Genomic DNA, 24,003 nt, shown 5'->3' on the forward strand with positions numbered 1-24,003 from the left:
GCCGTCACCGGGACCCGTCAACCGCTACAGTGATCACCGCTACCGGGTGAGCACTTTCGCTGAGCGAAGTTGAGCATTTTCGATGAGCGCCATCATCACCCGATAACCAGTCTGGGGATTCCCATGCCCGATCGCTTTGGCAATCACTACGTACTGCTGCCACTACCTAGCTTTGATGATCTGATTGATTTAGAACCGGAAGCAAAAAGGTAGTGACAGACACGCGTACGTGGACACACCGCGGCTCGACAGCAAGGAACGCCCGACCCTGACGGTTCAAGAACTACATGCACTTATTGATGTCATCAAGGATGATCGTGACGGTCATCAACACCAACTCGGCTCACTTGGTCTTCGCAAGCAAGAGTTGGCAGGCCTCTGCTGGGAGCACATCGACTTGGAAGCGCACAGGATGCGGATCGTCCGTACACGCACGATTGTCGACGCCAAGGTGATCATCGGACAGCCGAAGAAAGAACGGTCAAAGCTAGACGTACCGATCCCCGATCCGGTCTACTCGTCATTGCTCCACGCCCGAGCCGTAAAGCGCCAGGAGATGTCACCGGCTGTTGACAGATACCGTGACAGCGGTCTTGTGTTCGTGAACGAGCTGGGCGATCCTGTCCACCCCGACTACCTCACTGATCGATGGAAGGCCGCCTGCGCCCGGCTGGCGTTCCGTCATTAACCTGCACGACGAACGACACACATGCGCCACGCTCATGATCGTCAACGGTGTCCCGATCCCAACGGTTTCTGCGGGTTGGGCCATGCGATTGCCGCATTCAAGATGGCTCGATATGTCCACAACCAGCCCCATGCGCTGAACGCTGCTGCAACCAGTTACGGATCACTTGTGACAAAACGTGATAAAAACTCGCCGCCGATTGGGTCAAATCAGGGCCAACAACCCCTGTGACCAGGGTGGGCGCAGAGGGGTTCGAACCCCCGACCGCTGGTGTGTAAAACCAGAGCTCTACCGCTGAGCTATACGCCCGAGCACCGGTGGCCTGGGGACAACCCCGGGCCACCGGAACGCTTGGAGAAATTTATCGTGTCTGATCTCTAACTACAATTCCGCAGGTCAGCTCACCTGAGCGAGAGCCTCGGCCCACGAAGAACTGTCGCGTGCCTCGCCGGGTCCGTTCATTTCGGCGAACCTGACGATTCCGGATTTGTCGACCACGAATGTTCCGCGATTGGCGAATCCTGCTGTGTCGTTGAAGACCCCGTAGGCCTGAGCAACCTCACCGTGCGGCCAGAAGTCCGACAGCAGCGGAAAGGTGTAGCCCTGTTCTGCAGCCCAGATCTTGTGGGTCGGAGGCGGACCAACCGAGATTGCCAGGATGGCAGTCTCGTCGTTCTCGAAGGTCGGTAACTCGTCGCGTACTTTGCACAGCTCGCCTTGGCACGTGCCGGTGAAGGCCAATGGATAGAACACGAGCAGAACGTTTTTCACGTTCCTGTACGACGACAACGTCACCAGTTGGTTGTTCTGGTCTTTGAGGGTGAAGTCGGGCGCAACTGCGCCAACCTCGATCGGCATCTAGAACCGTCTTCCTGTGTCGAGCATCGGCCTACCGCTTGGTGGCAGGGGTCTTGGGCTGAACCAATCGACTTCCGATCCAGTCACCGAGGTTTGCCGCAGAGGTCTGCGTCAATCCTGCGGTCGGGGCGGACTCGGCAATCTCACTGGGTTCGACGTGACCGGACATGCCGGTCTTGGGGCTGAGGACCCACACGATTCCATCGTCCGAGAGTGGCCCGATGGCATCCATGAGTGCATCGACCAGGTCACCGTCTCCGTCGCGCCACCACAGCAGTACAACGTCGATCACCTCGTCGGAATCCTCGTCGAGGGTCTCGCCACCGATCGCATCCTCTACGTCGGCGCGCAGATCATCGTCGGTGTCCTCGTCCCAGCCCAGCTCCTGTACGACCATGTCGCGAGTGATGCCAAGTTTCTGAGCGTAGTTCTGAGCGTCCGCCGCGGCGACCACGGTGGTGACCTCCTTGAATTGTGGGTGCAGTAGACAAAGCGAACAGTGTTGAAGCCGTTCGCGCAAGCTGACCGCGCCGAAATTGCGTACATAAATTTCTACTGGTGGGTATCGGACCTCTGTACTACCAGAACCGACAGGATGTAGCAGGATTGGGGAGGAATCACGAGAACGAGGAAAGTAGACCGCCGTCACAGGGGCGGGTCTACCGGGACCGGGCGCCACACCGAGCGTCCGCCACATTGAGGAGTGCACACGTTGTCCGAAGTGAACAGCGGCGAACGGCAGAACACATCGTCTGCAGGCAAGAAGGGCTCTGACGGCCGGGTCCGCGTCATCCGTGAGGGTGTCGCGTCGTACCTGCCCGATATCGACAACGACGAGACCAACGAATGGATCGAATCGTTCGACGGCCTGTTGGAGAGGTCCGGCCCCAACCGCGCTCGCTACCTGATGCTCAGGTTGCTCGAGCGCGCCGGCGAGCGCCGCGTCGCACTGCCGTCGCTGACGTCGACGGATTACGTCAACACCATTCCCACCGAGAACGAGCCGTGGTTCCCCGGCGACGAGTCCATGGAACGCCGCTACCGCGCTTGGATCCGCTGGAACGCGGCCATCATGGTGCACCGCGCGCAGCGTCCCGGCGTCGGCGTCGGTGGCCACATCTCCACGTATGCCTCGTCGGCTGCGCTGTACGAGGTCGGCTTCAACCACTTCTTCCGCGGCAAGGATCACCCGGGCGGCGGCGACCACATCTTCATCCAGGGTCACGCCTCTCCCGGCATCTACGCCCGCGCCTTCCTCGAGGGCCGCATTCCGGCCGAACGCATGGACGGCTTCCGCCAGGAGGCCAGTCACGTGAACGAGGGCGGCGGACTGCCGTCGTACCCGCACCCGCGTCTGATGCAGGACTTCTGGGAGTTCCCGACGGTATCGATGGGTCTCGGCCCGATGAACGCCATCTACCAGGCCCGCTTCAATCACTACCTCAACGACCGCGGCATCAAGGACACCACCGATCAGCACGTGTGGGCGTACCTCGGCGACGGCGAGATGGACGAGCCGGAATCGCGTGGACTCGCGCACGTGGCCGCCACCGAGGGCCTCGACAACCTCACGTTCGTCGTCAACTGCAACCTGCAGCGCCTCGACGGCCCGGTCCGCGGCAACGGCAAGATCATCCAGGAACTGGAGTCGTTCTTCCGCGGTGCCGGCTGGAACGTCATCAAGGTCGTCTGGGGCCGCGAGTGGGACTCGCTGCTGCACAAGGACCGCGACGGCGCACTGGTGAACCTCATGAACACCACGCCCGACGGCGACTTCCAGACCTACAAGGCCAACGACGGCGGGTACGTCCGCGATCACTTCTTCGGCCGCGATCCGCGCACCAAGGAGCTCGTCAAGGATCTGTCGGACGACGAGATCTGGAACCTCAAGCGCGGCGGCCACGACTACCGCAAGGTGCACGCTGCCTACGCGGCCGCGATGTCGCACAAGGGCCAGCCGACGGTCATCCTGGCGCACACGATCAAGGGCTACACCCTCGGCAAGCACTTCGAGGGCCGTAACGCCACGCACCAGATGAAGAAGCTGACGCTGGACGATCTCAAGACGTTCCGCGATCTCCAGCACATCCCGATCTCCGACGAGGAGCTCGAGAAGGATCCGTACATGCCGCCGTACTACCACCCAGGCCCGGATGCTCCCGAGATCCAGTACATGCTCGATCGTCGCAACAAGCTCGGCGGATTCGTTCCCGAGCGCCGCGTCGACGTCAAGCCGCTGCCGCAGCCGGGCGACGACACGTACAAGACGCTGCGCAAGGGCTCCGGCAAGCAGGAAGTCGCCACCACCATGGCGCTCGTGCGTGTCATGAAGGAGCTGTTGCGAGACAAGGAGATCGGTCACCGAATCGTCCCGATCATCCCCGATGAGGCCCGCACCTTCGGTATGGACTCGTGGTTCCCGTCGCTGAAGATCTACAACCGCAACGGCCAGCTGTACACCTCGGTGGACTCGGAGCTGATGCTCGCCTACAAGGAGAGCTCGGTCGGCCAGATCCTGCACGAGGGCATCAACGAGGCCGGTTCGACGTCGTCGTTCACCGCGGTCGGTACCTCGTACGCCACGCACGGCGAAGTCATGATCCCGCTGTACATCTTCTACTCGATGTTCGGATTCCAGCGCACCGGCGACGGTCTCTGGGCAGCGGCAGACCAGATGGCTCGCGGATTCGTGCTCGGTGCCACCGCAGGTCGCACCACGCTCACCGGTGAGGGTCTGCAGCACGCCGACGGTCACTCGCTGCTGTTGGCGTCGACCAACCCGGCGGCCGTGGCCTACGACCCGGCGTTCTCGTACGAGATCGCGCACATCGTCAAGGACGGTCTGCGACGGATGTACGGCGGCACCGAAGGCGTGGAAGGCTTCGGCGGCGAGAACATCTTCTACTACATCACCCTCTACAACGAGCCGTACGTACAGCCGGCCGAGCCGGAGAACCTGGACGTCGAGGGTCTGCTCAAGGGCATCTACCGGTTCGCGGCTCCGCAGGAGGGCGACGGACCCGAGGCGCAGCTGTTGGCGTCGGGCGTCGGCATGGTCTCGGCCCGCAAGGCGCGCGAGCTGCTGTTCGAGGAGTGGGGCGTGCGTTCGGCCGTCTGGTCGGTGACCTCGTGGGGCGAACTGCGCCGCGACGGCGTCGACGCCGAGAAGGAGTCCCTGCGCAACCCCGGTGCCGACAAGCGCGTTCCGTTCGTCACCTCGGCTCTGGCCGACGCCAACGGCCCGGTAATCGCGTCCTCGGATTGGATGCGCGCCGTTCCGGACCAGATCCGTCAGTGGGTTCCGGGCGATTACGTCACCCTCGGCACCGACGGCTTCGGGTTCTCCGATACCCGTCCGGCCGCACGTCGGGTGTTCAACGTCGACGCCGAGTCGATCGTCGTCGCCACGTTGTCCGCCCTCGCCGCATCCGGTGAGATCGACAAGTCCAAGGCCGTCGAGGCTGCGGAGAAGTACAAGATCGACGACGTCACCGCGGCTCCGACGTCGTTCGCCGATACCGGTTCCGCGTAGGTTCCACCCTTGATCGTCCGACCCCCGTCCCACGTCGCGAAGTACGTCCATCGCGATGGGGGCGGGGGTCCGGCGTAGGTTCTCCTTATGTCCGATGCGAAGCCCGGTTCACCGGACAGTGCGTCTGCACGCGATGTGTCCCGACGCGACGCCTACCGTGAAGCGTTGCGCGATTCGTTGACCTCGGACAACGAAGTGCACCTTCCGGTCGCCTCATTGGCTCCCTCACGCCAGAAACGCGATCCCCTGCCCGATGCCTTGCTGCGACGCGTCAAGCAGTTCTCCGGCCGACTCTCGACCGAGGCCGTCACCACCATGCAGGGCCAGCTGCCGTTCTTCGGTGATCTCGACGCAGCCCAACGTGCCAGCGTCCAGCTGTTGATTCAGACAGCCGTCGACAACTTTCTCGAATGGCTGAAGAACCCCAACAGCGATATTCGCTTCAGCCTCGACGCATTTCAGGTCATCCCCCAAGACCTTGCCCGACGCCTCACTCTGCGCCAGACGGTCGACATGGTGCGGGTGGCGATGGAGTTCTTCGAGCAATGGCTTCCGGCGCTGGCCCGCAACGACCAGCAGCTGGTGGCCCTGACCGAGGCCGTCCTGCGGTACGGGCGCGAGCTCGGCTTCGCGGCCGCGTCGGTCTACGCCAGCGCCGCCGAGTCCCGCGGAGCCTGGGACACCCGCCTCGAAGCCCTAGTGGTCGACGCCGTCGTGCGCGGAGACACCGGCTCGGACATGCTCTCGCGCGCCGCCACGTTGAACTGGGACGCCACTGCGCCCGCAACCGTGCTGGTCGGCACTCCCCCGGACGATCGAGGCGTCTCGGTGGTCGGAACCGTGCACGCCGTGGCGCAGAAGCACGGCCGCGCGGCATTGGCCGTGGTGCAGGGAACGCGGCTGGTGATGGTGGTGAGCGGTCAGCTCGACGACACTGCCACGCATCGCGCGTTCATCGACGACATGCTGCAGAACTTCTCGGACGGACCCGTCGTCATCGGACCGACCACTCGCACTCTCGGCGCGGCGCACTCGAGCGCGGTGGAGGCCTTCGCCGGGATGCAGGCCGTGGCGGGTTGGCGGGGTGCGCCGCGTCCGGTGCACGCAGGTGAGTTGTTGCCCGAACGCGCACTCCTCAACGACGGCGCAGCGATATCGGCGTTGAACGATCACGTGGTCGTTCCGTTGGCGGCGGCCGGCTCCGGTTTGGCCGACACCCTCGACGCGTATCTCGACTGTGGCGGTGCCGTGGAAACCTGCGCACGGCAGCTGTTTGTTCATCCAAATACCGTCCGGTATCGGCTCAAGCGCATCGCCGAGGTCACCGGTCGCGACCCCACTCACCCGCGAGACGCGTACGTACTCAGGGTCGCGGCAACGGTAGGTAGGTTGGCTCGAACGCATCACGAACCGCCGCATCCTGCCCCATATGTCACACAGGTCACATTCGGAGAAGTAGTCACGTAACGCCGACCCACCCTCCGGCGATAGCGGATCCCCACGAGGCAATTTGTAGGGTTCCCACAAATTGCTTGTCGAGAGTTCATCGAGCGCGACATCACTCATCAGGCACCCGACGGTGTTCTCTTAACCCTGTGATTGCGTTGCTTGCGCCCGGTCAGGGCTCCCAGACTCCCGGCATGCTGTTGCCTTGGCTCGAATTGCCAGGCGCGGCAGACCGACTCGCGTTGTGGTCGAAGGCCTCCGGTCTCGACCTCGTCCGCCTCGGCACCACAGCCACCGCCGAGGAGATCACCGACACCGCGGTGACCCAGCCCCTGGTCGTGGCGTCGGCGCTGCTCGCATTCGAGGAGATCGCATCGCGCGGCCTGTTCCCCGAGGACGCCATCGTCGCTGGACACTCGGTGGGCGAACTTGCCGCCGCTGCGATCGCCGGCGTCATCTCCTCCGACGACGCCGTGTCCCTCGCTGCCGTCCGTGGCGCAGCAATGGCCAAGGCATGCGCACTGGAACCGACCGGCATGTCCGCCGTGCTCGGCGGAGACGAAGCTGCCGTCCTGGCTCGACTCGAAGAACTGGACCTCGCTCCGGCCAACGTCAACGCTGCGGGTCAGATCGTCGCAGCCGGACTGCTCACCAAACTTGCCGAGCTGGCCGAGAGCGCGCCCGAGAAGGCTCGGGTTCGCGCGCTGCCGGTCGCAGGCGCATTCCACACCAAGTTCATGGCGTCTGCGGGCGACACCGTTGCCGCAGCGGCAGCCGCCATCACCCCGTCCGAGCCGACGCGGACATTGCTGTCCAACTCGGACGGTCAGCCGGTCGCCTCGGGTGCCGACGCACTGAACAAGCTTGCTGCCCAGGTCACTCGCCCCGTGCGATGGGATCTGTGCAACGCCTACCTGCGCACCGCGCAGGTCACCGGACTTGTCGAACTGCCCCCGGCAGGTGCGCTGGTCGGCATCGCCAAACGCGAGCTGCGTGGCGTCGCCAACCTGGGCCTGAAGACACCGGCGGACATTTCCGCAATGGCCGAGCTCGGTTAGCTCGACCCACACACTTCGCCGTCACAGCACGGCGGATCGCACTTCCACTCCCCGAGTGGCAGAAATGCACAATCGCGTCTCGAAGCACATGACTTCGGCGTTCTACACAGAAGAGAAGGGAGCCACAACAGTGGCCAGCCAGGAAGACCTCATCGCCGGACTTGCAGAGATCATCGAGGAGGTCACGGGCATCGAACCGTCCGAGGTGACCATCGAGAAGTCCTTCGTGGACGACCTCGACATCGACTCACTCTCCATGGTCGAGATCGCAGTGCAGACCGAGGACAAGTACGGCGTGAAGATCCCCGACGAGGACCTCGCAGGTCTGCGCACCGTCGGCGACGCCGTCAACTACATCCAGAAGCTCGAAGCGGAGAACCCCGAAGCCGCAGAAGCTATCAAGGCCAAGCTCGACGACTCCGCGAGCGAGTGACACGGCCCATGACCAACCCATCCACCGCCAACGGACGCTTCCCCAGTGTCGTCGTCACCAGCCTCGCTGCGACCACGTCACTCGCGGGTGACGTCGATGCCACGTGGAAGGGTCTGCTGAACGGCGACAGCGGAATCGCAACGCTGGAAGACGACTTCGTCGCCGAGTACGACCTGCCCGTGCGGATCGGCGGCCACCTCGCGGTGAACCCGCAGAGCCTGCTCTCACGGGTCGAGATTCGTCGCCTGAGCTACGTGGAGCAGCTGGCCACCGTGCTCGGTCGTGAGGTCTGGAAGAACGCCGGAACTCCCGACGTCGATCCCCTTCGCCTCGGTGTGTCGATCGGTACCGGCCTCGGCGGCGGCGATTCACTGATCGACGCCAACGACAAGATGAAGGCCGGCGGCTACCGCAAGGTGTCTCCGCTCGCCGTTCAGATGGTCATGCCGAACGGCCCCGCCGCGGTCGTCGGCCTCGAGCTCAAAGCACAGGCCGGTGTCATCACCCCCGTCTCCGCCTGCTCCTCGGGATCGGAAGCCATCGCACACGCGTGGCGGATGATCGTGATGGGCGACGCGGACATGGTCGTCACCGGCGGCGTCGAGGGCTACATCGACGCGGTTCCGATCGCCAGCTTCTCCATGATGCGGGCGATGAGCACCAACAACGACAATCCGAAGGGTGCGTCACGTCCGTTCGACAAGGATCGTGACGGCTTCGTCTTCGGTGAAGCGGGTGCGCTCATGGTCATCGAGACCGAGGAGCACGCCAAGGCACGCGGCGCAACGATCCACGCCCGCCTGCTCGGTGCCGGAATCACCTCCGACGGGTTCCACCTCGTGGCTCCCGACCCGGAGGGCAAGGGTGCCGCGCGCGCTATGCAGCGTGCGATCGAGACCGCAGGTCTGCAGAAGTCCGACATCACCCACGTGAACGCCCACGCAACGGCAACTCCCATCGGAGACACCGCCGAGGCGCTGGCAATCAACAAGGCCGTCGGAAATCACGCAGCGGTGTACGCACCGAAATCCGCTCTGGGCCACTCGATCGGTGCCGTCGGCGCTCTCGAGTCGGTTCTGACGGTGCTGGCAGTGCGCGAGGGAATCATCCCTCCCACACTGAATTTGGAGAATCAGGATCCCGAGATCGATCTCGACGTCGTCAAGGGCGAGCCCCGCGTCGGACAGATCGATTACGCGATCAACAACTCGTTCGGATTCGGTGGGCACAACGTAGCGCTCGCCTTCGGAAAGGCGTGATGCACTGAGTCGATTCTTCGACTCAGCGAATCTCGCTCTCGCAGTGCATGATCCGGGCTGGGGCCGTTCCCAGGGAACGGCCCCGGTTCGGGCCTCGCCCCCGCCAGGGGCCCTGAAGAAGGACAAGCGATGACCATTCTGGCCCCTGTCACACGATCCGGTACCTCCACCGATCCCCGCGATCCACTCGCCCGCCTCGAGAATCTGTTCGACGCCGGAACCACTGTGCCCCTGCACGATCGGGACAAGTCCGGCATCCTGGCGGCGTCCGGTGAGATCGACGGCGTCCACACCATCGCCTACTGCTCAGATGCCACCGTCATGGGCGGTGCCATGGGTGTGGACGGCTGCAAGCACATCGTCGCCGCCATCGACACGGCCATCGAGCAGCGCGCTCCGATCGTCGGCGTCTGGCACTCCGGAGGCGCTCGCCTCGCCGAGGGCGTCGAAGCTCTCCACGCCGTCGGACTCGTCTTCGAGGCCATGGTTCGAGCATCCGGCCTCGTCCCCCAAGTTTCCGTCGTCCTCGGCTTCGCAGCCGGCGGCGCCGCCTACGGTCCTGCGTTGACCGACGTCGTCATCATGGCTCCCGAGGGACGCGTGTTCGTCACCGGTCCCGACGTCGTCCGCAGCGTCACCGGTGAGCAGGTCGACATGGCCTCGCTCGGCGGCCCCGACACCCACCACAAGAAGTCCGGCGTGTGCCACATCGTTGCCGACAGCGAGATGGACGCGTTCACCCGCGCCCGCCGTCTGGTGTCCATGTTCTGCGAGCAGGGCGAATTCGACATCGCCGCCGCCGAGCACGGCGATACCGATCTTCGAGCGCTGATGCCCGAATCCAACCGTCGCGCATACGATGTCCACCCGATCGTGCACGAATTGCTGGACAACGTCGAAGGGGAATCGACCTTCGAGGAGTTCCAGGGCGGCTGGGCCCGCAGCATCGTCATCGGCCTCGGACGTATCAGCGGCCGCACCGTCGGCGTCATCGCCAACAATCCCATTCGCCTCGGCGGTTGCCTCAACTCCGAAAGTGCCGAGAAGGCAGCACGTTTCGTGCGACTGTGCGACGCGTTCGGCATCCCGCTCATCGTGGTCGTCGATGTCCCCGGTTACCTTCCCGGCGTCAGCATGGAATGGGAAGGCGTCGTCCGCCGCGGCGCAAAGCTGTTGCACGCCTTCGCCGAAGCCACCGTCCCCCGCGTCACCCTCGTGACCCGCAAGATCTACGGCGGCGCATACATCGCGATGAACGCTCGCGCGCTCGGTGCCACCGCGGTCTACGCTTGGCCCGGCTCCGAGGTCGCCGTGATGGGCGCGAAGGCCGCCGTCGGCATCCTGCACAAGAAGGCACTCGCAGCCGCTCCCGAGGAGGAGCGTGAGGCACTGCACGATCGCCTCACCGTCGAGCACGAAAACATCGCCGGTGGCGTCGAGCGTGCCGTGGCCATCGGTGTCGTCGACGAGGTCATCGAGCCGAGCAAGACCCGCAGCACTGTGGCCAAGGCCCTCGCGGCCGCCCCCGCGGCACGCGGCAACCACAAGAACATTCCGCTCTGATCGTCAGTTCTCGATCCACTTGTGGTCGTGAGCCACTCGCAGCATCGCTGATCGGATGTCGAGGATCTGCGCTGCCGTCACGGTTCCGTTGGCCGTCAGGAGTGCCTCGGTCACTTCGGCGGTGAAGTCCGCCTCGGAGAGCACGTCGCAGATGACGTCTTCGATCTGCTCGTGTTCGCTGATCGGAACGTCGTGGTACGGCACGTCGGGCTTGTGTCGGGTGACCAGCGCGGTCGATGCCGGACCGTCGATAATCTGTACCTGGGTGGCCTTGAGGCCGCGATCGCCGTCGACGGCGACGTATTCGACGCGAACCCCCGGCGCCAGCAGCCTTTTGTCGAAATCCAGATCGTTGACGTGGATGAACACGTCCTCGCCGCCCTCGTCCGGCGCTACGAATCCGTACCCCTTGAACTCGTCGAATCGAATCACTTTTCCGGTCGACAACATCGAACTCACCACTCCACGGTCGTTCCCACATGCCTACCCCAGGCACGCACGCGAAACTACCGCGACACCGAACCCCCAGCAACTCCCACGACTAGCCGACGTTGCGGCTCAACCACGTCACTTCGGCTCCTGCACCACCGGTGCGGAACGGCTCGAGGGCGGCGTCCCAGTCCGAGCCGAGAGCGTGCTCCACGGCGGCGGTGAGGTTGCCCTGGTTGTTCTCCATGAGGGCACGCAGTCGCATCTCGCCGAGGACCACGTCACCGTTAGCGCTCGTCGATCCACGCCACAGCCCCAATCCGGGTACGTGCGAGAACCGTTCGCCGTCGACGCCTTCGCTGGGGTCCTCGGTCACCTCGAAGCGCAACATCTGCCACGAGCGCAGGATGCCGGCGAGGGTCGCTCCGGTCCCGACCGGGCCGATCCAGTCGGTGGTGGCGCGCAGCTGCCCGTCGGAGGCCGGCTGCGCAGACCACTTCAAATTCGCACGGCAATCGAGGGCGTCGGACAACGCCCATTCGACATGCGGGCACAACGCCGCGGGCGACGAGTGGATGTACACGACACCCGACGTCGCTTCTGCGAATTGATTCGATCCACGCATTGCACTACCTCCAGCTTCGACGAGGGACGTCTTCCCCAACGACCTCGACATGCTTCGACTGGCTGCAGTGAATCAACACGTATGTGTACTAGTGTGCCCCGAGTTACCCCTGTTGCGCCAGTGCAATCTGTGAACGGTCGGTATTCACCCTGCAAGGACGGCGTCGGAGAGTTCGGGCCAGAGCGGTTTCGCCCAGTCTCCGAAGGCCCGGTCGGTCAACACCACGCATGCCGTCCGCACGGACGGGTCCACCCACAGGAACGTTCCGGCCTGCCCGAAGTGCCCGAACGTGGCCGGCGAGTTGTCACTTCCGGTCCAGTGTGGGGTCTTCTCTCCGCGCAGCTCGAACCCGAGTCCCCAGTCGCACGGCCTGTGCGATCCGTATCCGGGCACGATTCCATTGAGGCCGGGGAACTGTACGGCTGTTGCCGACGAGAGGGCCTGCGACACGAGGAGCTTGGGTTCCAACAACTCCGCCGCGAACTTCTTCAGGTCCGCCAGGGTGGAACTCGCACCGTGGCCTGCCGATCCCGGTAGCGCGGTGTTCGTCATCTGCAGTGGCCGGCACACGGCCTCGTCGAGATAGTCCGGGAAGGCGATGCCTGCCTCGGTCTCGATCAGTTCGGCCAGCACCTCGAACCCAGCGCTCGAGTAGATCCGCTTGGTACCGGCCGGTGCCTGGACTGTGCGGTCGCCGAACGCCAGTCCCGACGCGTGTGCCAGCAAGTGACGCACCGTCGACCCTTCCGGCCCTGCGGGTTGATCGAGCTCCACCGCACCTTCCTCGACGGCGACGAGAACTGCGTACGCGCTGAGCAGTTTGGTGACCGAGGCCAACTCGTAGACGCGATCGGTGTCGCCGACCTCCTCACGAACTCCGGAGGCGGTGACGACTGCTGCACTGACATGGTCGACGGGCCAAGAGGCCGTGAGATCGAGGGTGGTCACGATTCACGAGCCTAATTGTCGGTCGATGACGGTGCCCCGGTCCCCCGCCGGGCTACGCTCGCAGCACATGAGTGGGAGGAATGCGATGTCGGTTGTGTATGGCTCGTGCAATCTGTGCGAAGCGATCTGTGGGCTCGAGTTCACGGTGGAGAACGATGCGGTGACGGCCATCCGCGGTGACGAGAAGGACCCTCTCTCCCGCGGTCACATCTGCCCGAAGGCTCTGTCGCTGATCGACCTGCATTCCGATACCGATCGACTCACCACACCGGTCAAACGCGTGGGTCAGAAGTGGGAGAAGATCGGGTGGGACGAGGCGTACGACCTCGTGATCGACGGTCTGATCTCGACGCGTGAGAAGTACGGCCGCAATGCGGTCGGCATCTATCAGGGCAACCCCAACGTGCACTCGATGGGCGCGATGACCCACGGCATTCCCTTCACCTCGCTCCTGCGGACACGCAATCGATACTCCGCCACCTCACTGGATCAGTTGCCGCACCAGCTCGTCGATCACCTGCTGTACGGGCATCAACTGCTGCTGCCGATTCCGGACATCGATCGAACCGACTTCTTCCTCGTCCTCGGCGGCAACCCGATGGCATCGAACGGCTCCATGATGACCGTCCCCGATTTCGCCAAACGAGCACGGGCACTGCGTAAACGAGGCGGCCGGCTGGTCGTGGTCGATCCGCGCAAGACCGAGACCGCCGACATCGCGGACACGCACTTCTTCGTTCGCCCCGGCACCGACGCACTGCTGCTGCTCGCGATGATCCACATCATCGTCGCCGACGGCACCGTGCGCGTGGCCGACTACATCGACGGGGCCGATCGCCTCGCAGACCTCGTCGCCGAGTTCACTCCCGAATCCGTTGCTCCGGTCGTGGGGATTGCTGCGGATGAGATCTCGACTCTGGCACGTGATTTCGCCTCGGCGAAGTCCGCGGTGGCGTACGGCCGAATGGGGGTCTCGACCCAGCAGTTCGGCACCGTGTGCCAGTGGGCGATTCAGGTACTGAACATCATCACGGGCAATCTCGATCGCCCCGGCGGTGCCATGGTGACCGATCCCGCGATCGATCTGATCAAGCAGGGCCTCGTCAGCCGCGGTCATTTCGACAAGTGGCGCAGCCGCGTTCGCGACCTGCCCGAGTTCGCAGGTGAATACCCTTGCTCGACGCTCGTCGACGAGATCACCACCGAGGGCAAGGACCAGATCCGCGCGATGGCGGTCCTGTCCGGCAATCCGGTGTTGTCGATGCCCGGCGGAACCACCTTGAACGACGCGTTCGCAGGCCTCGATTTCATGGTGTCGTTCGACTTCTACATCAACGAGACCTCGCGTCACGCACACGTGATTCTGCCGCCGACGATGTCCCTCGAACGTGACCACTACGACCTGATCTTCAACTCCTTCGCGGTACACAACACTGCCAAGTACATGCCCGCGGTGCTGCCCAAGAAGACTGGGGCAAAGCATGATTGGGAGATCTTCCGGGATCTGTCGCTGCGCTACAAGAGCCGGATGGCCGGTTCGACGGTCGGTCGGCTGAAGTCACGATTGACTCCGAAGAGCGTGATCGGCGAGGCACGCCTGCGACTGTCCCCCGCCCGCACCCTGGACATCCTGCTCCGCAGCCAACGAAAAGGGTTGTCACTCAAGAAGCTTCGAGCCAACCCACACGGTGTCGATCTCGGACCACTGCGTCCGGGCTTTCCGCAGAAGCTGAAGACGCGGGACAAGCGGGTACAGCTGATTCAAGACATCGTTGTTGCCGAACTCCCCGCGTTGGTGGACCTGATGCACTCGAGCGCTGTTGCGACCGGCGACGAACTGTTGCTGATCGGTCGGCGACACCTCCGCAGCAACAACTCGTGGATGCACAACACCGCCCGGCTCACCAAAGGCAAAGCGCGACATCAGCTTCTGGCCCACCCGGACGACCTGGAACACCGCGGCATCGAGGACGGGGCGATGGTTTCGGTGACCTCCGCCGCCGGGACCGTCGACATCGAGGTGGCGGCGTCGGAGAAGATGATGCCGGGTGTGGTGAGCATGCCGCACGGCTTTGGGCATCAGCGCCCCGGCGTGGAACTGTCGGTTGCCACCACGGTGGCGGGTCCCAGTGTCAACGACATCACCGACCCGGGCCGCGTCGACGCCGTCTCGGCCAATGCCATCCTCAACGGCGTTCCGGTGCAGGTGAGGGCGAAATAGCTGCCCCGCCGCACCGTCGAGGCGGCGGGATTCTGTACGATTCTGCAGGCTCGTACCTGGTACGGGCATGGGGCGGTAGCTCAGTCGGTTAGAGCCGTGGACTCATAATCCATTGGTCGCGGGTTCGAGCCCCGCCCGCCCCACCAAGACGGTCTTACTCGAACCCGGAACCAAGTACGTCGGCGAGTGCTTCTATCAACTGCGCAAGGCCCCAGCCCGGCGAGTTTCAGCCGTGATATGGGCTATTCCTGGAGATCTTGAACAGACCTATCCCTCGAAAATTGAGGGGGGTTTTGCTACTTCCACCGTCGGCAGGTTTTCTGCCGGCCGGACTGCCGATTCGCACGCAGGATCCGAAAGCAGGCATGCCCGTTGCGAAGAACGCGATGAGGACGGAATTGCCCATGACGCCACCGCAACAAGAAGCGCGGCCGACCAACCGGCTTCGGCCACAACCAGCACGGCCGCTACCGCAGATGCATTTCGTCGAGCGTTGCTACGACAAGCTCGACCAATGGCGCGGCATCGTGGTGAGGTCAGTCCAGACCGCTCGCAACCCACCGCGCTGGCCTCTGCCTCGCCGCGACCCTCAGCCGGCTCACGACCATCCCAGTAGGCAACGATTGAGGGGTTCAGAGCTGCTTGCGCATCTTCACACTTGTGGTTTCATAACCGGCTGACTCGTACATCCCGCGCGCGACCGCATTGAATCCGAACACGCTCAGTCCCAGCGTCCGCGCGCCCTCCGCCCGTGCATAGTCTTCGGCGAGCTGCATCGCTGCTCGCCCGTAGCCCTGGCCTCGGTGCTCTGGCTCGACTACGACATCCCAAACCCACCACGAGCTGGCGTCGTCTGAGTTGTCACGGCCAATCCAGAGGTACCCGACGATCTGGCCCGCGTCATCAACGAGGTCGAACACAGTGTTACCCGGGGTGGGCGCACCCGCTGGGAAAGCACGTTCGAGGGCATCACTGGAATGCTCTTCAGCGGCGCGTGGCGTCTCACCTGTAGCAATCAGGTCCGTTTTGTACTCGCTCTGGCTCCGTTTCAGCCACAAGGGAAACCGCTGAAGAGTGATCGGAACGAGTGTGATCGACATGTCGCCAGTCTGACAGCGGCCTCACACCGACCCCTCGGCAGGCATTTAGGCGGCGATCGTTTCCGCGTCACGTCGCTGCGCCGGTCGATACTCGGTACCGCTCGTCAGCACGGCGTGCAGGACATTGCTGCGGCGTCGAGCAGGGCAGATGAGGGGTGATCGGTGGTTCCTCACCCCGTTTCGTACGCACCACTAGAACAGACCATTTTTATGGACAGATCGATACACAATTGCTACCGTCCTCTCATGGGACGGACAGCCGAGTTCGATCGACGCACAGCAATCTACGCTGCGCTCGGTCAGTTCTGGACCCATGGCTTTCACGGCACGAGCACCGAGACCCTGTGTCGTGTCACGGGATTGGGTCGCAGCAGTCTCTACAACGCTTTCCGCAGCAAAGTGGGCCTGTACGAAGAGTGCATGTCAACCTACCTCGCAGAAGCAGACGAGTCGGTGGACGCTGTTCTCAGGTCCAGTGCAATGACTGTGCTGGAACGTGTTTCGGCGTTGTTCGATGACCTGATCGACAGCGAGATAGACCGGCGGGCGGCAGGCGGACCATCGGGCTGCTTTTCGGTGAACACGGCACTCGAAGCTGCGGACGATCCCGAGCTCGCAGTGCCGCTCCAGCAATTGACGGCGAACTTGCACCGAAGGCTGTCCATCATGGCGGACTACCTACGGGCCGGGCAGTCCAGCGGCGACATTTCGTGTACTTTGCCACCCCGCGCACAGGCAGAAATTATCAACGGTGCCGTTGTCGGCATCCGGGTAGCTGCAAGGGTGGGGTCCGGTCGCGAGGCAATGCGCGCTATTGCCGATGGCGCGTTGATCGCCCTGAAACCTTAAGAGCAGCAGGCAAATAGACACAACACTTACATGCCGGGTTGCACGGATCGATTGTGTACGGATCTGTACAGAAACTTGCCTTGGGATGTCCGGAGTACGAAGCGATGGGGGAAGCTCAGTGGAACACACGGTCTCGACACCTGAACCCGAGAAATTCTTCATTCAAGCCGGAACCCCCGCGTCCGCCGGTGGCGCCGCCCATCACACGACCGACGACGACACCGCGCGCGCATCCGAAATCAGCCGCCGATCCGGTCTCGTACCAGGAACCAGTCCAGGCCATCCACTCGACGAAAGGACCGCGGTATGAGCAGCACCGACTTGGCCGGGCCACAGGCCAAAAATGTGGACGGCATCACCCGCGTCCCCCTCCCCGTCTACGTACTTGCGTTCACCATCTTGGCCTTCACGACGAGCGAATTCATGGTGTCGGGCTTGATGAACGACCTGGCACGGGATCTGCCTGCATCGATCCCCAGCGTCGGGTATCTCATCGCGATCTACGCGCTGTCGATGGTGATCGTGGCCCCGCCCGCCTCGATCTTTCTCACCAGGTTTCGACCCAAGTCGGCTCTCATCGCCATTTCGATCGTGTTCATCATCGGCGAACTGATCGCCGCTGCAGCCCCCAACTACGCCGTCGTCGTCATCGGTCGTATCCTCACCGGTGCCGCCGCGGGCACCGCTTACGGCGTCACTCTATCCATCGCAGCCCAGGCGGTACCCGAGAAAATCCGAGGCCGCGCCATCGGTATCGTCATGGGAGGCAACACGATCGGCACCGTCATCGGTCTACCTGTTGCCAGCTTCCTCGGTAACGCCTTCGGGTGGAGACTGGCCTTTGCCTTCGTGGCAGTCCTCGCGGCGATCGCACTCGTGGCGAGCTTCGTTTTGGTACCCGCGGTGGACGCCGGCCCGCGACCGAAAATTCTGACTCAACTATCGGAGTTGAAGAACGGCAGCTTGTGGCTCGCCTACGCGACAAGCGGATTGCTGATCGGCGGCGTGTTTTCCATCTTCAGCTACTTCTCCCCCATCCTCACCGAACGTGCCGGCTTCGACCAGAGCTGGGTACCCATCATCTTGGCCGCATACGGCGTCGCATGCGTCATCGGCATCACTGTGGTCAGTCGACTTTCCGATGACTTCCCCTTGTCCGTCGCCTGCGTCGGCGCGGTGGTGATCTTCCTGTCCGGTCTGCTGTTCCTTCTCGGCGACAGCAATTCGGTGGCAGTCTTGGTCGGCGTTGCCGCCCTCGGATTCGCCGGCGTGAGTCTCAATCCGGCATTCGCAGTCCGGGTCATGAGAGTCGGCGGTACATCATTCGTCGTAAACACCGTCCACACCTCGATCATCTGCTTCGGGATCTTCCTCGGCGCGTCCCTTGGTGGTGTCATCATCGATCTATCCGGATCCGTCCACTCGGTCTACTACCTGTCCCTGGCTTTCGCGGGTGTCGGAATACTTGCTCTCCTACCGAAGCTTGGTGCTGCACGAGCCGAGTTGAGGAAATGACCGACGTCGTCGTGGTCGGCGGCACATCGGGTATCGCCACGGCCGACATCGACCACTACCTCTCGGAGACCAACAATCGGGTCGCAGTTCCGGATAAAGCGCGAACCAAACGCGAGGACGTCGCGTACGAGGGGCACCTCACCGAAGGGCTCGTTCCCGCTCTCCAACGACGAGGGTTGACCCGCTCGTCGTATGTTCCCGGCAGCACCCTCCGCGCAAACCTGACCGAATTCTGAGGAACCATGACAGCAGATCGGACCCGTCACGTCGTCGACCCGACATCCGACAGTCCACCGAATAGCCGCCGATGGGCCGTCCTCGCAGTCCTCTGCTTCAGTTTGTTCCTCGCCGGTGTGGACCTGACGGTCCTCCACATCGCAGCACCCAGCCTGGCAGCCGATCTTCGACCCAGCAACACCTCTCTGCTCTGGATACTGGACGCATACTCCCTCACCGTCGCAGCACTACTGGTCACCTTCGGAACGCTGAGCGACAAACTCGGCCGCAAGAAAATCGTGCTGACCGGCTTCATAGTGTTCGGAGTGGCATCGCTGGCGTGCGCACTGTCCACCTCGGCGGCGCAACTCATACCGGCGAGAATCATCCTCGGCATCGGCACCGCAATGATCATGGCGTCCACAGTCTCGATCATCAGGGTGGTATTTACCGACAGCAAGGAAAGGACGTTTGCAATCGGCCTGTGGACAGCAGCTCACAGCCTGGGCGCATCCTTGGGACCCGTCGTCGGAGGATTCCTGGTCGAACATTTCTGGTGGGGATCCGTCTTCCTTGTCAACGTCCCGATCGTCCTCATCGTGACTGTCGTCGGCGTCGCAGTCATCCCGGAATCGAAAAACCCTGTCCCACGCACATGGGATGCGATCAGCGCAATCGCATCGATTATCGCCCTCGGGTTCATCGTCTACTCGATAAAATCAGTGGGCTCCGAACTGAAAATCGACACCGTAGCCATCGTCTTCGCCGTCGTCGGCATACTCTTCCTAGTCCTGTTCGTGCGACGACAGCTCCGCATACCCGAACCACTACTCGACCTGAGGCTTTTCTCCGACCGGCGGTTCTCTGTTGCCACCTTCTGTGTTCTGATCTGCTTCGGCAGCTACACCGCGATGCTCTACTTCCTGGCGCAGTGGTTTCAGTATGTGGGGAACTACTCGAGTTTGCGAGCAGGCCTCGCACTGACGCCCCTGGCACTCGCGAACGCGGCCGGCGCTGCCCTCGCATCGCGCGCTTCATCCCTCGTTGGGCTGCGATGGTCGATCACCGCAGGTCTGTCGACTGCTGGTATCGGACTCATCCTGCTCAACCTCGTCGCGGATCTCGACGCCTATCCAACACTGATCCCCACACTCCTCATGGTCGGTGCGGGCGCAGGGATAATCATGACGCTTGGAGCTGACGCCATCATGACTGCAGCATCACCCGACCGCGCGGGCGAAGCGGCCGCGATACAGGAAACATCATTCGAGCTCGGAGCGGGACTCGGCATCGCCGTACTCGGAACCGCCCTGGCGATTGCCTACAGACTCAGCCTGACCCTTCCCGAAGGTACAGCGCTACAGGGTAACTCGGACCCAACAGCAATCCTGGCGTCCACAGTCAAACCCGTCCCCGAAGTAGTGGAATCGGCGGTGAAGGCTTACGACGTGGCGATACACACCGTCAGCTACATTGCGGCCGCCGCGCTTCTGGCCAGTGCGGCCCTCGCTTGTCTACTACTTCGATTCGACACCGATCGCAAAAGCGACGCAATCGGCGCGGACGGCGTCAACTGATCCTGTCGAAATGCCATGAATCACACCGTCAGATTATCTTGGACATGATCGTGCGACAGAGCAGTCGATGCCCCGGCTTCACCAAATGGACGCACTAGTCACGAGACCCACTCTGTTCCAGGCTTAGCAGGTGCGAATTCTTCGAATAGATCTCAGGGCCCGCACCACGATGCAGGCGGCCGAACCCTGATATTCGTGCCGATGAAGGAGACCCCAGTGCAATTGCGGGCATCAGATGTCCCCGATTGTGGGCACACTGAACGCATGCGGATTTCAGTGTGACACCACGACGAGTAGATGGAGCGCACAAGTGACTGCTGAGAAGACTTCCTCGTCGGCGTCCGACCACCCACCGACGTGGAAGTTCGACTACCCGATTGTTCACGCCGAGACTCGGACACAGTGGCGCACCTGGCTGGCCAACAATCACACCTCGACCCGAGGCGTGTGGCTGTGCTCGTGGCGCAGCACCACCGACCGACCACGCTGCCCCTACCCCGAAGCCGTCGAGGAAGCCATCTGCTTCGGTTGGATCGACTCCACGAACACCGTCCTCGACAACGAGCGCAGCCTGCAACTCTTCACGCCGCGCAGGCCCAAGAGCCAGTGGACCCGTCTGAACCGGAAGCGCGCCGCCGAAATGGAGGACCGCGGCCTTATGACCGACGCGGGTCGCCGCGCCATCGCTGCGGCGAAATCCAACGGGTGGTGGACGATTTCCGATCAGGTCGAAGACCTCGAAGAACCACCGGAGTTGGCGACGGCGCTGGATGCAAACCCCCAGGCTCGGAGCAACTGGGACGGATTTCCGCCCAGCGCTCGTAAGCAAATGCTGTGGTGGATCGTCAGTGCGGCTCGAGACGATACTCGGTCAGGTCGAATTGCCCAGGTCGTCGCCGATGCGGCCATCGGTCTACGCGCCCGCGGCTGATTCCGCTCCGAGCGCAGGCGTATCGTCGCCCCGGGTCTGGTCGCTGCCCGCTCTTCGATACAGCCGAGACCAATACACCAGCAGCGCAGCAGCATTCGCCCCGAACCACAGCCACGTCACGAATGCCGCCAGGATGCCGGTGACGAAGAAACCCAGTACCAGTGCCACGACCCAGGCGAGAACATAGGCCAGGATCGTGACGACCGCTGCGACTGCACACCGCCCCGGGGACCGCCGGACCGTAGCCGACGCAGCGCGGAACGGATGTCGTTGCCTGTCGACCGCGGCCGGAAGGATCAGCAGCGCAACCAGAATCACGATGACCGGAAGCAGCGGGAAAAGTACTGCCAGCGCAACGGCCACCAGAGTCAGGACCACACACCACACCAGGACACGCGGCCGTCTCCAGGCCCGACTCAGTGCACCGAGCGCATTGCCGTCCACCACGTCGAGTGCCGTCGATGCGGTGATCCACAGCGCGAGCACCAGTGCTGCGGCGGAGGCCGCAACCAACCCAGCAAATCCCAGGGAGGACGTGGGCACGGGATCCCCCACCACAGTCAGCGCCTGTATCAGTGCAGACACGACCACCACGGCCGCGAGCACCACACTCCCCTTCACGGCGCACCGACCGTCGAATTGCGATCGAGCACGTCCTGCACCGATCCCGAGTAGAGGACCTCCGTACCGACCTTGACCTCGACGGTGCTCGCGTCGCCCGAAGTGGCCGAACCGGTAATCGCCTCGTTGTCGGTTGTCTCCCCGGCACATTCGATGTCTGCTCCGCTACCCGAGCACACCGGCGCGACCAGTATCTCGATTCCCTTCTCGAACAAGACGTCGTTCACTGCGTAACGCAGATTTCCGAGCTCGGCTCCGCCGACCGGGGCAAGCGCAGCGGTCTGAGAACACCCCGCGCACACCACCACCGTAGAGACGAGAAGGATCTTCCTGCGAACACTGTTCATCGGGGCTGCCTCGTCTCGTACGCGATCAGTCTGGCGTGCTCGTCCAGGTGTTGCTTCTCGAGAGCGGCGTCGGTGATGGTGCTCAGGTCGAACGGAGCCGGAAGGAGCAGCTCGGTGTTGCGATCCAGACGCGACCCACGCCGCATCAGCGGATTCTCGGCCCAGTCGTTGGCCGCCAACTCGCGGCTACGCGACGCCAGATCCAGGTAGCTGCCGCTGTTTCCGGGCGTGACCGGAGACGCGTGATCGAGAACCGTGGTGAACAGGGACAGGGTTCCGTCCTGGTTGTCGACGATCTCGACCACTTGCTGCTGCTGCGGGAAATCGATGCACGACGCGGTGGTGATCTCCCAGAATCCGCGTCCGCCGCTCGAATGCGCCAGGATCTGGTTCTGGTGGGTGTGGCCGTTGAGCCAGCCGATCACCACCGGATACTTCAACAGCAGATCGATGAATTCGTCTGCGCCGTAGAGCTTTACCGACTGCCCTGGCCTCTGTGCCCGGTTCTCCAACGTCAGGCTGTTGTGGTGCGTGTAGATGAGCACCAGTTTGTTCTCGGCCTGCGCTTGCTCCAATTGCCCGGTGAGCCAGTCGAATTGGTCCTCGGGCACCGCACCGTCGGGGCCGGCGACAGCGTTGCAGGTATCGAGCCCGAACGTGCGGATGTTCGGGGTGGGGTCTGCCGCCCACCACGTCTCGCCGGAGTCGAGGTTGTGCTGAGTGAAGCCGTGCCCGATCGGTCCCGGAGTCGGAGTGGTCTCGAAGTGCTCCGCCATGAACTCGCGTTGCTCGAACAGGTAGCGAGCCGGATCGGCCGACACCGCCCGAAACCCCGGTCGCGCACCGGATCCGACGCCCAACGCGTCGACCATTCGCTGCAACGGACTCGCCGTCGACGCGTAGCCGGCGAGGGCCGACGTAGCCGTCGCCTCGAGCGTGTGGGCCTTGCGGCCACCGACTGCGAGTGCATGCAGCTGCGAGGACAGATCGAAGGTGCCGAGCAACAGCGTGTCGTGGTTTCCGTACACCGAATACCACGGCACCGGCAGCCCCACCGATTCCACGGTTCCAGACATTGCCTGCTCGAGGAGGTCGGGAAGCGTCGGGAATCCGTAGTCGCCGAACGAGCCTCCCGAGGGATCACCGGGCCGGTAGGCCCACTGCGCCTCCGGCCAGGCCTGAACACCCTCGAAGACGTTCGCGTCCCCGCTCGTCGGCCGAACCGGAACGCCGTCGAGAACGTCTATGTACCAGCGTAATTCGAGGTGCGAGTGCATGTCGGCACTGTCCCCGGTGACCACTGCCGCTCCCATCGGTGCGCCGGTGACCGGGCTGATCCGCGCGTCCGCGAACGCCTTCACCATCGCCGCGGTGACGTGCACCGTGAGCGGATCCTGCGGGTGGAACGCCGAGCCCCATGCTGCGTGGTCGGAGACGATCATGGGCTCGATCCGTCCGGGCGACTGCGCGTCGATGACGTGCATGTCAGACAGGTGCCCGAGGTAGAGCAACGACCGCCGCGACTGGACCCTCGACGGATTCGGCGCTCGTCCGAGAACGTCCACCCGAGCAACGTAGGGCTCCCCCGGTCCGGCACCGAGCACGCGGTACTTCCCCGGCCCGGTCGAGGTTCGCAGAATCGTCTGCGCCAGCGTTCCGGTCCCGTCCGCTTCCACAGGCTGGGCATGCGCAACGAGAGCCTGACCCAGCACGTGGGGTGCAATCCCCCACGCCGCGGCAAGAGCCCCCACTCGAGCAATGAATTGTCGACGCGACAGCCCGGCCAT

22 protein-coding genes and 2 tRNA genes are annotated in these 24,003 nt (G+C 63.4%); 14 read left to right on the plus strand and 10 right to left on the minus strand.

The annotated features are described in order from the left end of the window. Nucleotides 1-229: 229 nt before the first annotated feature. The gene (locus tag AB0366_RS18655; protein ID WP_347871642.1) at nucleotides 230-688 is read left to right on the plus strand and encodes a hypothetical protein; all 459 of its coding nucleotides are present in this window, start codon (nucleotides 230-232) and stop codon (nucleotides 686-688) included. 237 nt (nucleotides 689-925) lie between these two features. Here the strand turns inward: AB0366_RS18655 and AB0366_RS18660 are convergent. The 3 genes from AB0366_RS18660 to AB0366_RS18670 form a co-directional block, all read right to left on the minus strand. Next, nucleotides 926-997: transfer RNA gene (locus tag AB0366_RS18660), tRNA-Val, on the minus strand. An 87-nt stretch (nucleotides 998-1,084) separates the two neighbouring features. Next, nucleotides 1,085-1,546 carry a peroxiredoxin gene (locus AB0366_RS18665; protein ID WP_366245207.1) on the minus strand — a complete coding sequence of 154 codons (462 nt, stop codon included), beginning with the start codon at nucleotides 1,544-1,546 and terminating at the stop codon, nucleotides 1,085-1,087. 31 nt (nucleotides 1,547-1,577) lie between these two features. After that, nucleotides 1,578-2,000 carry a DUF3052 domain-containing protein gene (locus AB0366_RS18670; protein WP_032379129.1) on the minus strand — a complete coding sequence of 141 codons (423 nt, stop codon included), beginning with the start codon at nucleotides 1,998-2,000 and terminating at the stop codon, nucleotides 1,578-1,580. Nucleotides 2,001-2,258: 258 nt separating this feature from the next. Between AB0366_RS18670 and aceE the strand changes: the two genes are divergently transcribed. The 6 genes from aceE (at nucleotide 2,259) to AB0366_RS18700 (ending at nucleotide 10,837) form a co-directional block, all read left to right on the plus strand. Continuing rightward, nucleotides 2,259-5,078 (plus strand): pyruvate dehydrogenase (acetyl-transferring), homodimeric type, encoded by a 2,820-nt coding sequence (gene aceE / locus AB0366_RS18675; protein WP_366245208.1) that lies wholly within the window; start codon nucleotides 2,259-2,261, stop codon nucleotides 5,076-5,078. Between the two features lie 87 nt (nucleotides 5,079-5,165). After that, nucleotides 5,166-6,545: a helix-turn-helix domain-containing protein gene (locus AB0366_RS18680; RefSeq protein WP_366245210.1), complete on the plus strand. Its 1,380-nt coding sequence runs from the start codon at nucleotides 5,166-5,168 to the stop codon at nucleotides 6,543-6,545. Nucleotides 6,546-6,673: 128 nt separating this feature from the next. After that, the gene (locus tag AB0366_RS18685) at nucleotides 6,674-7,582 is read left to right on the plus strand and encodes an ACP S-malonyltransferase (RefSeq protein WP_314141538.1); all 909 of its coding nucleotides are present in this window, start codon (nucleotides 6,674-6,676) and stop codon (nucleotides 7,580-7,582) included. Nucleotides 7,583-7,670: 88 nt separating this feature from the next. After that, nucleotides 7,671-8,015 (plus strand): meromycolate extension acyl carrier protein AcpM, encoded by a 345-nt coding sequence (acpM, locus tag AB0366_RS18690; protein ID WP_045199610.1) that lies wholly within the window; start codon nucleotides 7,671-7,673, stop codon nucleotides 8,013-8,015. 8 nt (nucleotides 8,016-8,023) lie between these two features. Further along, the gene (locus AB0366_RS18695) at nucleotides 8,024-9,274 is read left to right on the plus strand and encodes a KasA/KasB family beta-ketoacyl-ACP synthase (RefSeq protein WP_032403883.1); all 1,251 of its coding nucleotides are present in this window, start codon (nucleotides 8,024-8,026) and stop codon (nucleotides 9,272-9,274) included. A 129-nt stretch (nucleotides 9,275-9,403) separates the two neighbouring features. Then, entirely contained in the window at nucleotides 9,404-10,837 is a 1,434-nt protein-coding gene (locus AB0366_RS18700; RefSeq protein WP_121869543.1) for a carboxyl transferase domain-containing protein, read from the plus strand. A 3-nt stretch (nucleotides 10,838-10,840) separates the two neighbouring features. Here the strand turns inward: AB0366_RS18700 and AB0366_RS18705 are convergent, their stop codons facing one another. From AB0366_RS18705 to AB0366_RS18715, 3 genes are all read right to left on the minus strand, one after another. Continuing rightward, complete coding sequence (locus tag AB0366_RS18705) at nucleotides 10,841-11,287, minus strand: cold shock domain-containing protein (RefSeq protein ID WP_366245458.1); 447 nt, start codon at nucleotides 11,285-11,287, stop codon at nucleotides 10,841-10,843. A gap of 91 nt (nucleotides 11,288-11,378) precedes the next feature. Then, a complete protein-coding gene (locus AB0366_RS18710; RefSeq protein WP_121869542.1) occupies nucleotides 11,379-11,891 on the minus strand; it encodes a DUF3145 domain-containing protein in 513 nt (170 codons plus the stop codon). A 144-nt stretch (nucleotides 11,892-12,035) separates the two neighbouring features. Then, on the minus strand, nucleotides 12,036-12,839 hold the full coding sequence (locus AB0366_RS18715; protein ID WP_366245211.1) for a serine hydrolase domain-containing protein: 804 nt from the start codon (nucleotides 12,837-12,839) through the stop codon (nucleotides 12,036-12,038). A gap of 85 nt (nucleotides 12,840-12,924) precedes the next feature. On the opposite strand from AB0366_RS18715, the gene AB0366_RS18720 reads away from it, so the two are divergent. After that, complete coding sequence (locus AB0366_RS18720; protein WP_366245214.1) at nucleotides 12,925-15,060, plus strand: molybdopterin-dependent oxidoreductase; 2,136 nt, start codon at nucleotides 12,925-12,927, stop codon at nucleotides 15,058-15,060. Nucleotides 15,061-15,129: 69 nt separating this feature from the next. Continuing rightward, nucleotides 15,130-15,206, plus strand: a tRNA-Ile gene (locus AB0366_RS18725). Nucleotides 15,207-15,692: 486 nt separating this feature from the next. On the opposite strand, the gene AB0366_RS18730 is transcribed toward AB0366_RS18725, so the two are convergent. Then, entirely contained in the window at nucleotides 15,693-16,160 is a 468-nt protein-coding gene (locus AB0366_RS18730; protein WP_366245215.1) for a GNAT family N-acetyltransferase, read from the minus strand. 246 nt (nucleotides 16,161-16,406) lie between these two features. Here AB0366_RS18730 and AB0366_RS18735 point away from each other — a divergent pair, with 246 nt between their 5' ends. The 5 genes from AB0366_RS18735 (at nucleotide 16,407) to AB0366_RS18755 (ending at nucleotide 21,248) form a co-directional block, all read left to right on the plus strand. Continuing rightward, nucleotides 16,407-17,009 (plus strand): TetR/AcrR family transcriptional regulator, encoded by a 603-nt coding sequence (locus AB0366_RS18735; protein ID WP_366245216.1) that lies wholly within the window; start codon nucleotides 16,407-16,409, stop codon nucleotides 17,007-17,009. Between the two features lie 306 nt (nucleotides 17,010-17,315). Then, on the plus strand, nucleotides 17,316-18,524 hold the full coding sequence (locus tag AB0366_RS18740; protein ID WP_366245217.1) for an MFS transporter: 1,209 nt from the start codon (nucleotides 17,316-17,318) through the stop codon (nucleotides 18,522-18,524). Beyond that, nucleotides 18,521-18,760, plus strand: a complete 240-nt coding sequence (locus AB0366_RS18745) for a hypothetical protein (RefSeq protein ID WP_366245218.1) — start codon at nucleotides 18,521-18,523, stop codon at nucleotides 18,758-18,760. Before AB0366_RS18740 ends, AB0366_RS18745 begins: the two co-directional genes overlap by 4 nt. Before the next feature lie 6 nt (nucleotides 18,761-18,766). Next, nucleotides 18,767-20,317, plus strand: a complete 1,551-nt coding sequence (locus AB0366_RS18750) for an MFS transporter (RefSeq protein ID WP_366245219.1) — start codon at nucleotides 18,767-18,769, stop codon at nucleotides 20,315-20,317. Between the two features lie 310 nt (nucleotides 20,318-20,627). Beyond that, complete coding sequence (locus AB0366_RS18755; protein ID WP_366245220.1) at nucleotides 20,628-21,248, plus strand: YdeI/OmpD-associated family protein; 621 nt, start codon at nucleotides 20,628-20,630, stop codon at nucleotides 21,246-21,248. Here AB0366_RS18755 and AB0366_RS18760 read toward each other — a convergent pair. Genes AB0366_RS18760 through AB0366_RS18770 form a run of 3 tightly spaced genes read right to left on the minus strand, consistent with a single transcriptional unit; the run spans nucleotide 21,231 to nucleotide 24,003 of the window. After that, the gene (locus tag AB0366_RS18760) at nucleotides 21,231-21,869 is read right to left on the minus strand and encodes an EI24 domain-containing protein (RefSeq protein ID WP_366245221.1); all 639 of its coding nucleotides are present in this window, start codon (nucleotides 21,867-21,869) and stop codon (nucleotides 21,231-21,233) included. The two genes, AB0366_RS18755 and AB0366_RS18760, sit on opposite strands and share 18 nt — an antisense overlap. Beyond that, complete coding sequence (locus AB0366_RS18765; RefSeq protein ID WP_366245222.1) at nucleotides 21,866-22,216, minus strand: hypothetical protein; 351 nt, start codon at nucleotides 22,214-22,216, stop codon at nucleotides 21,866-21,868. The genes AB0366_RS18760 and AB0366_RS18765 overlap by 4 nt, the downstream gene beginning before the upstream one ends. Continuing rightward, complete coding sequence (locus AB0366_RS18770; RefSeq protein ID WP_366245223.1) at nucleotides 22,213-24,003, minus strand: TIGR03767 family metallophosphoesterase; 1,791 nt, start codon at nucleotides 24,001-24,003, stop codon at nucleotides 22,213-22,215. Before AB0366_RS18770 ends, AB0366_RS18765 begins: the two co-directional genes overlap by 4 nt.

The sequence above is a fragment of the Rhodococcus sp. NPDC076796 genome (assembly GCF_040702765.1).
In the GTDB taxonomy this organism is placed as follows: Bacteria; Actinomycetota; Actinomycetes; order Mycobacteriales; family Mycobacteriaceae; genus Rhodococcoides.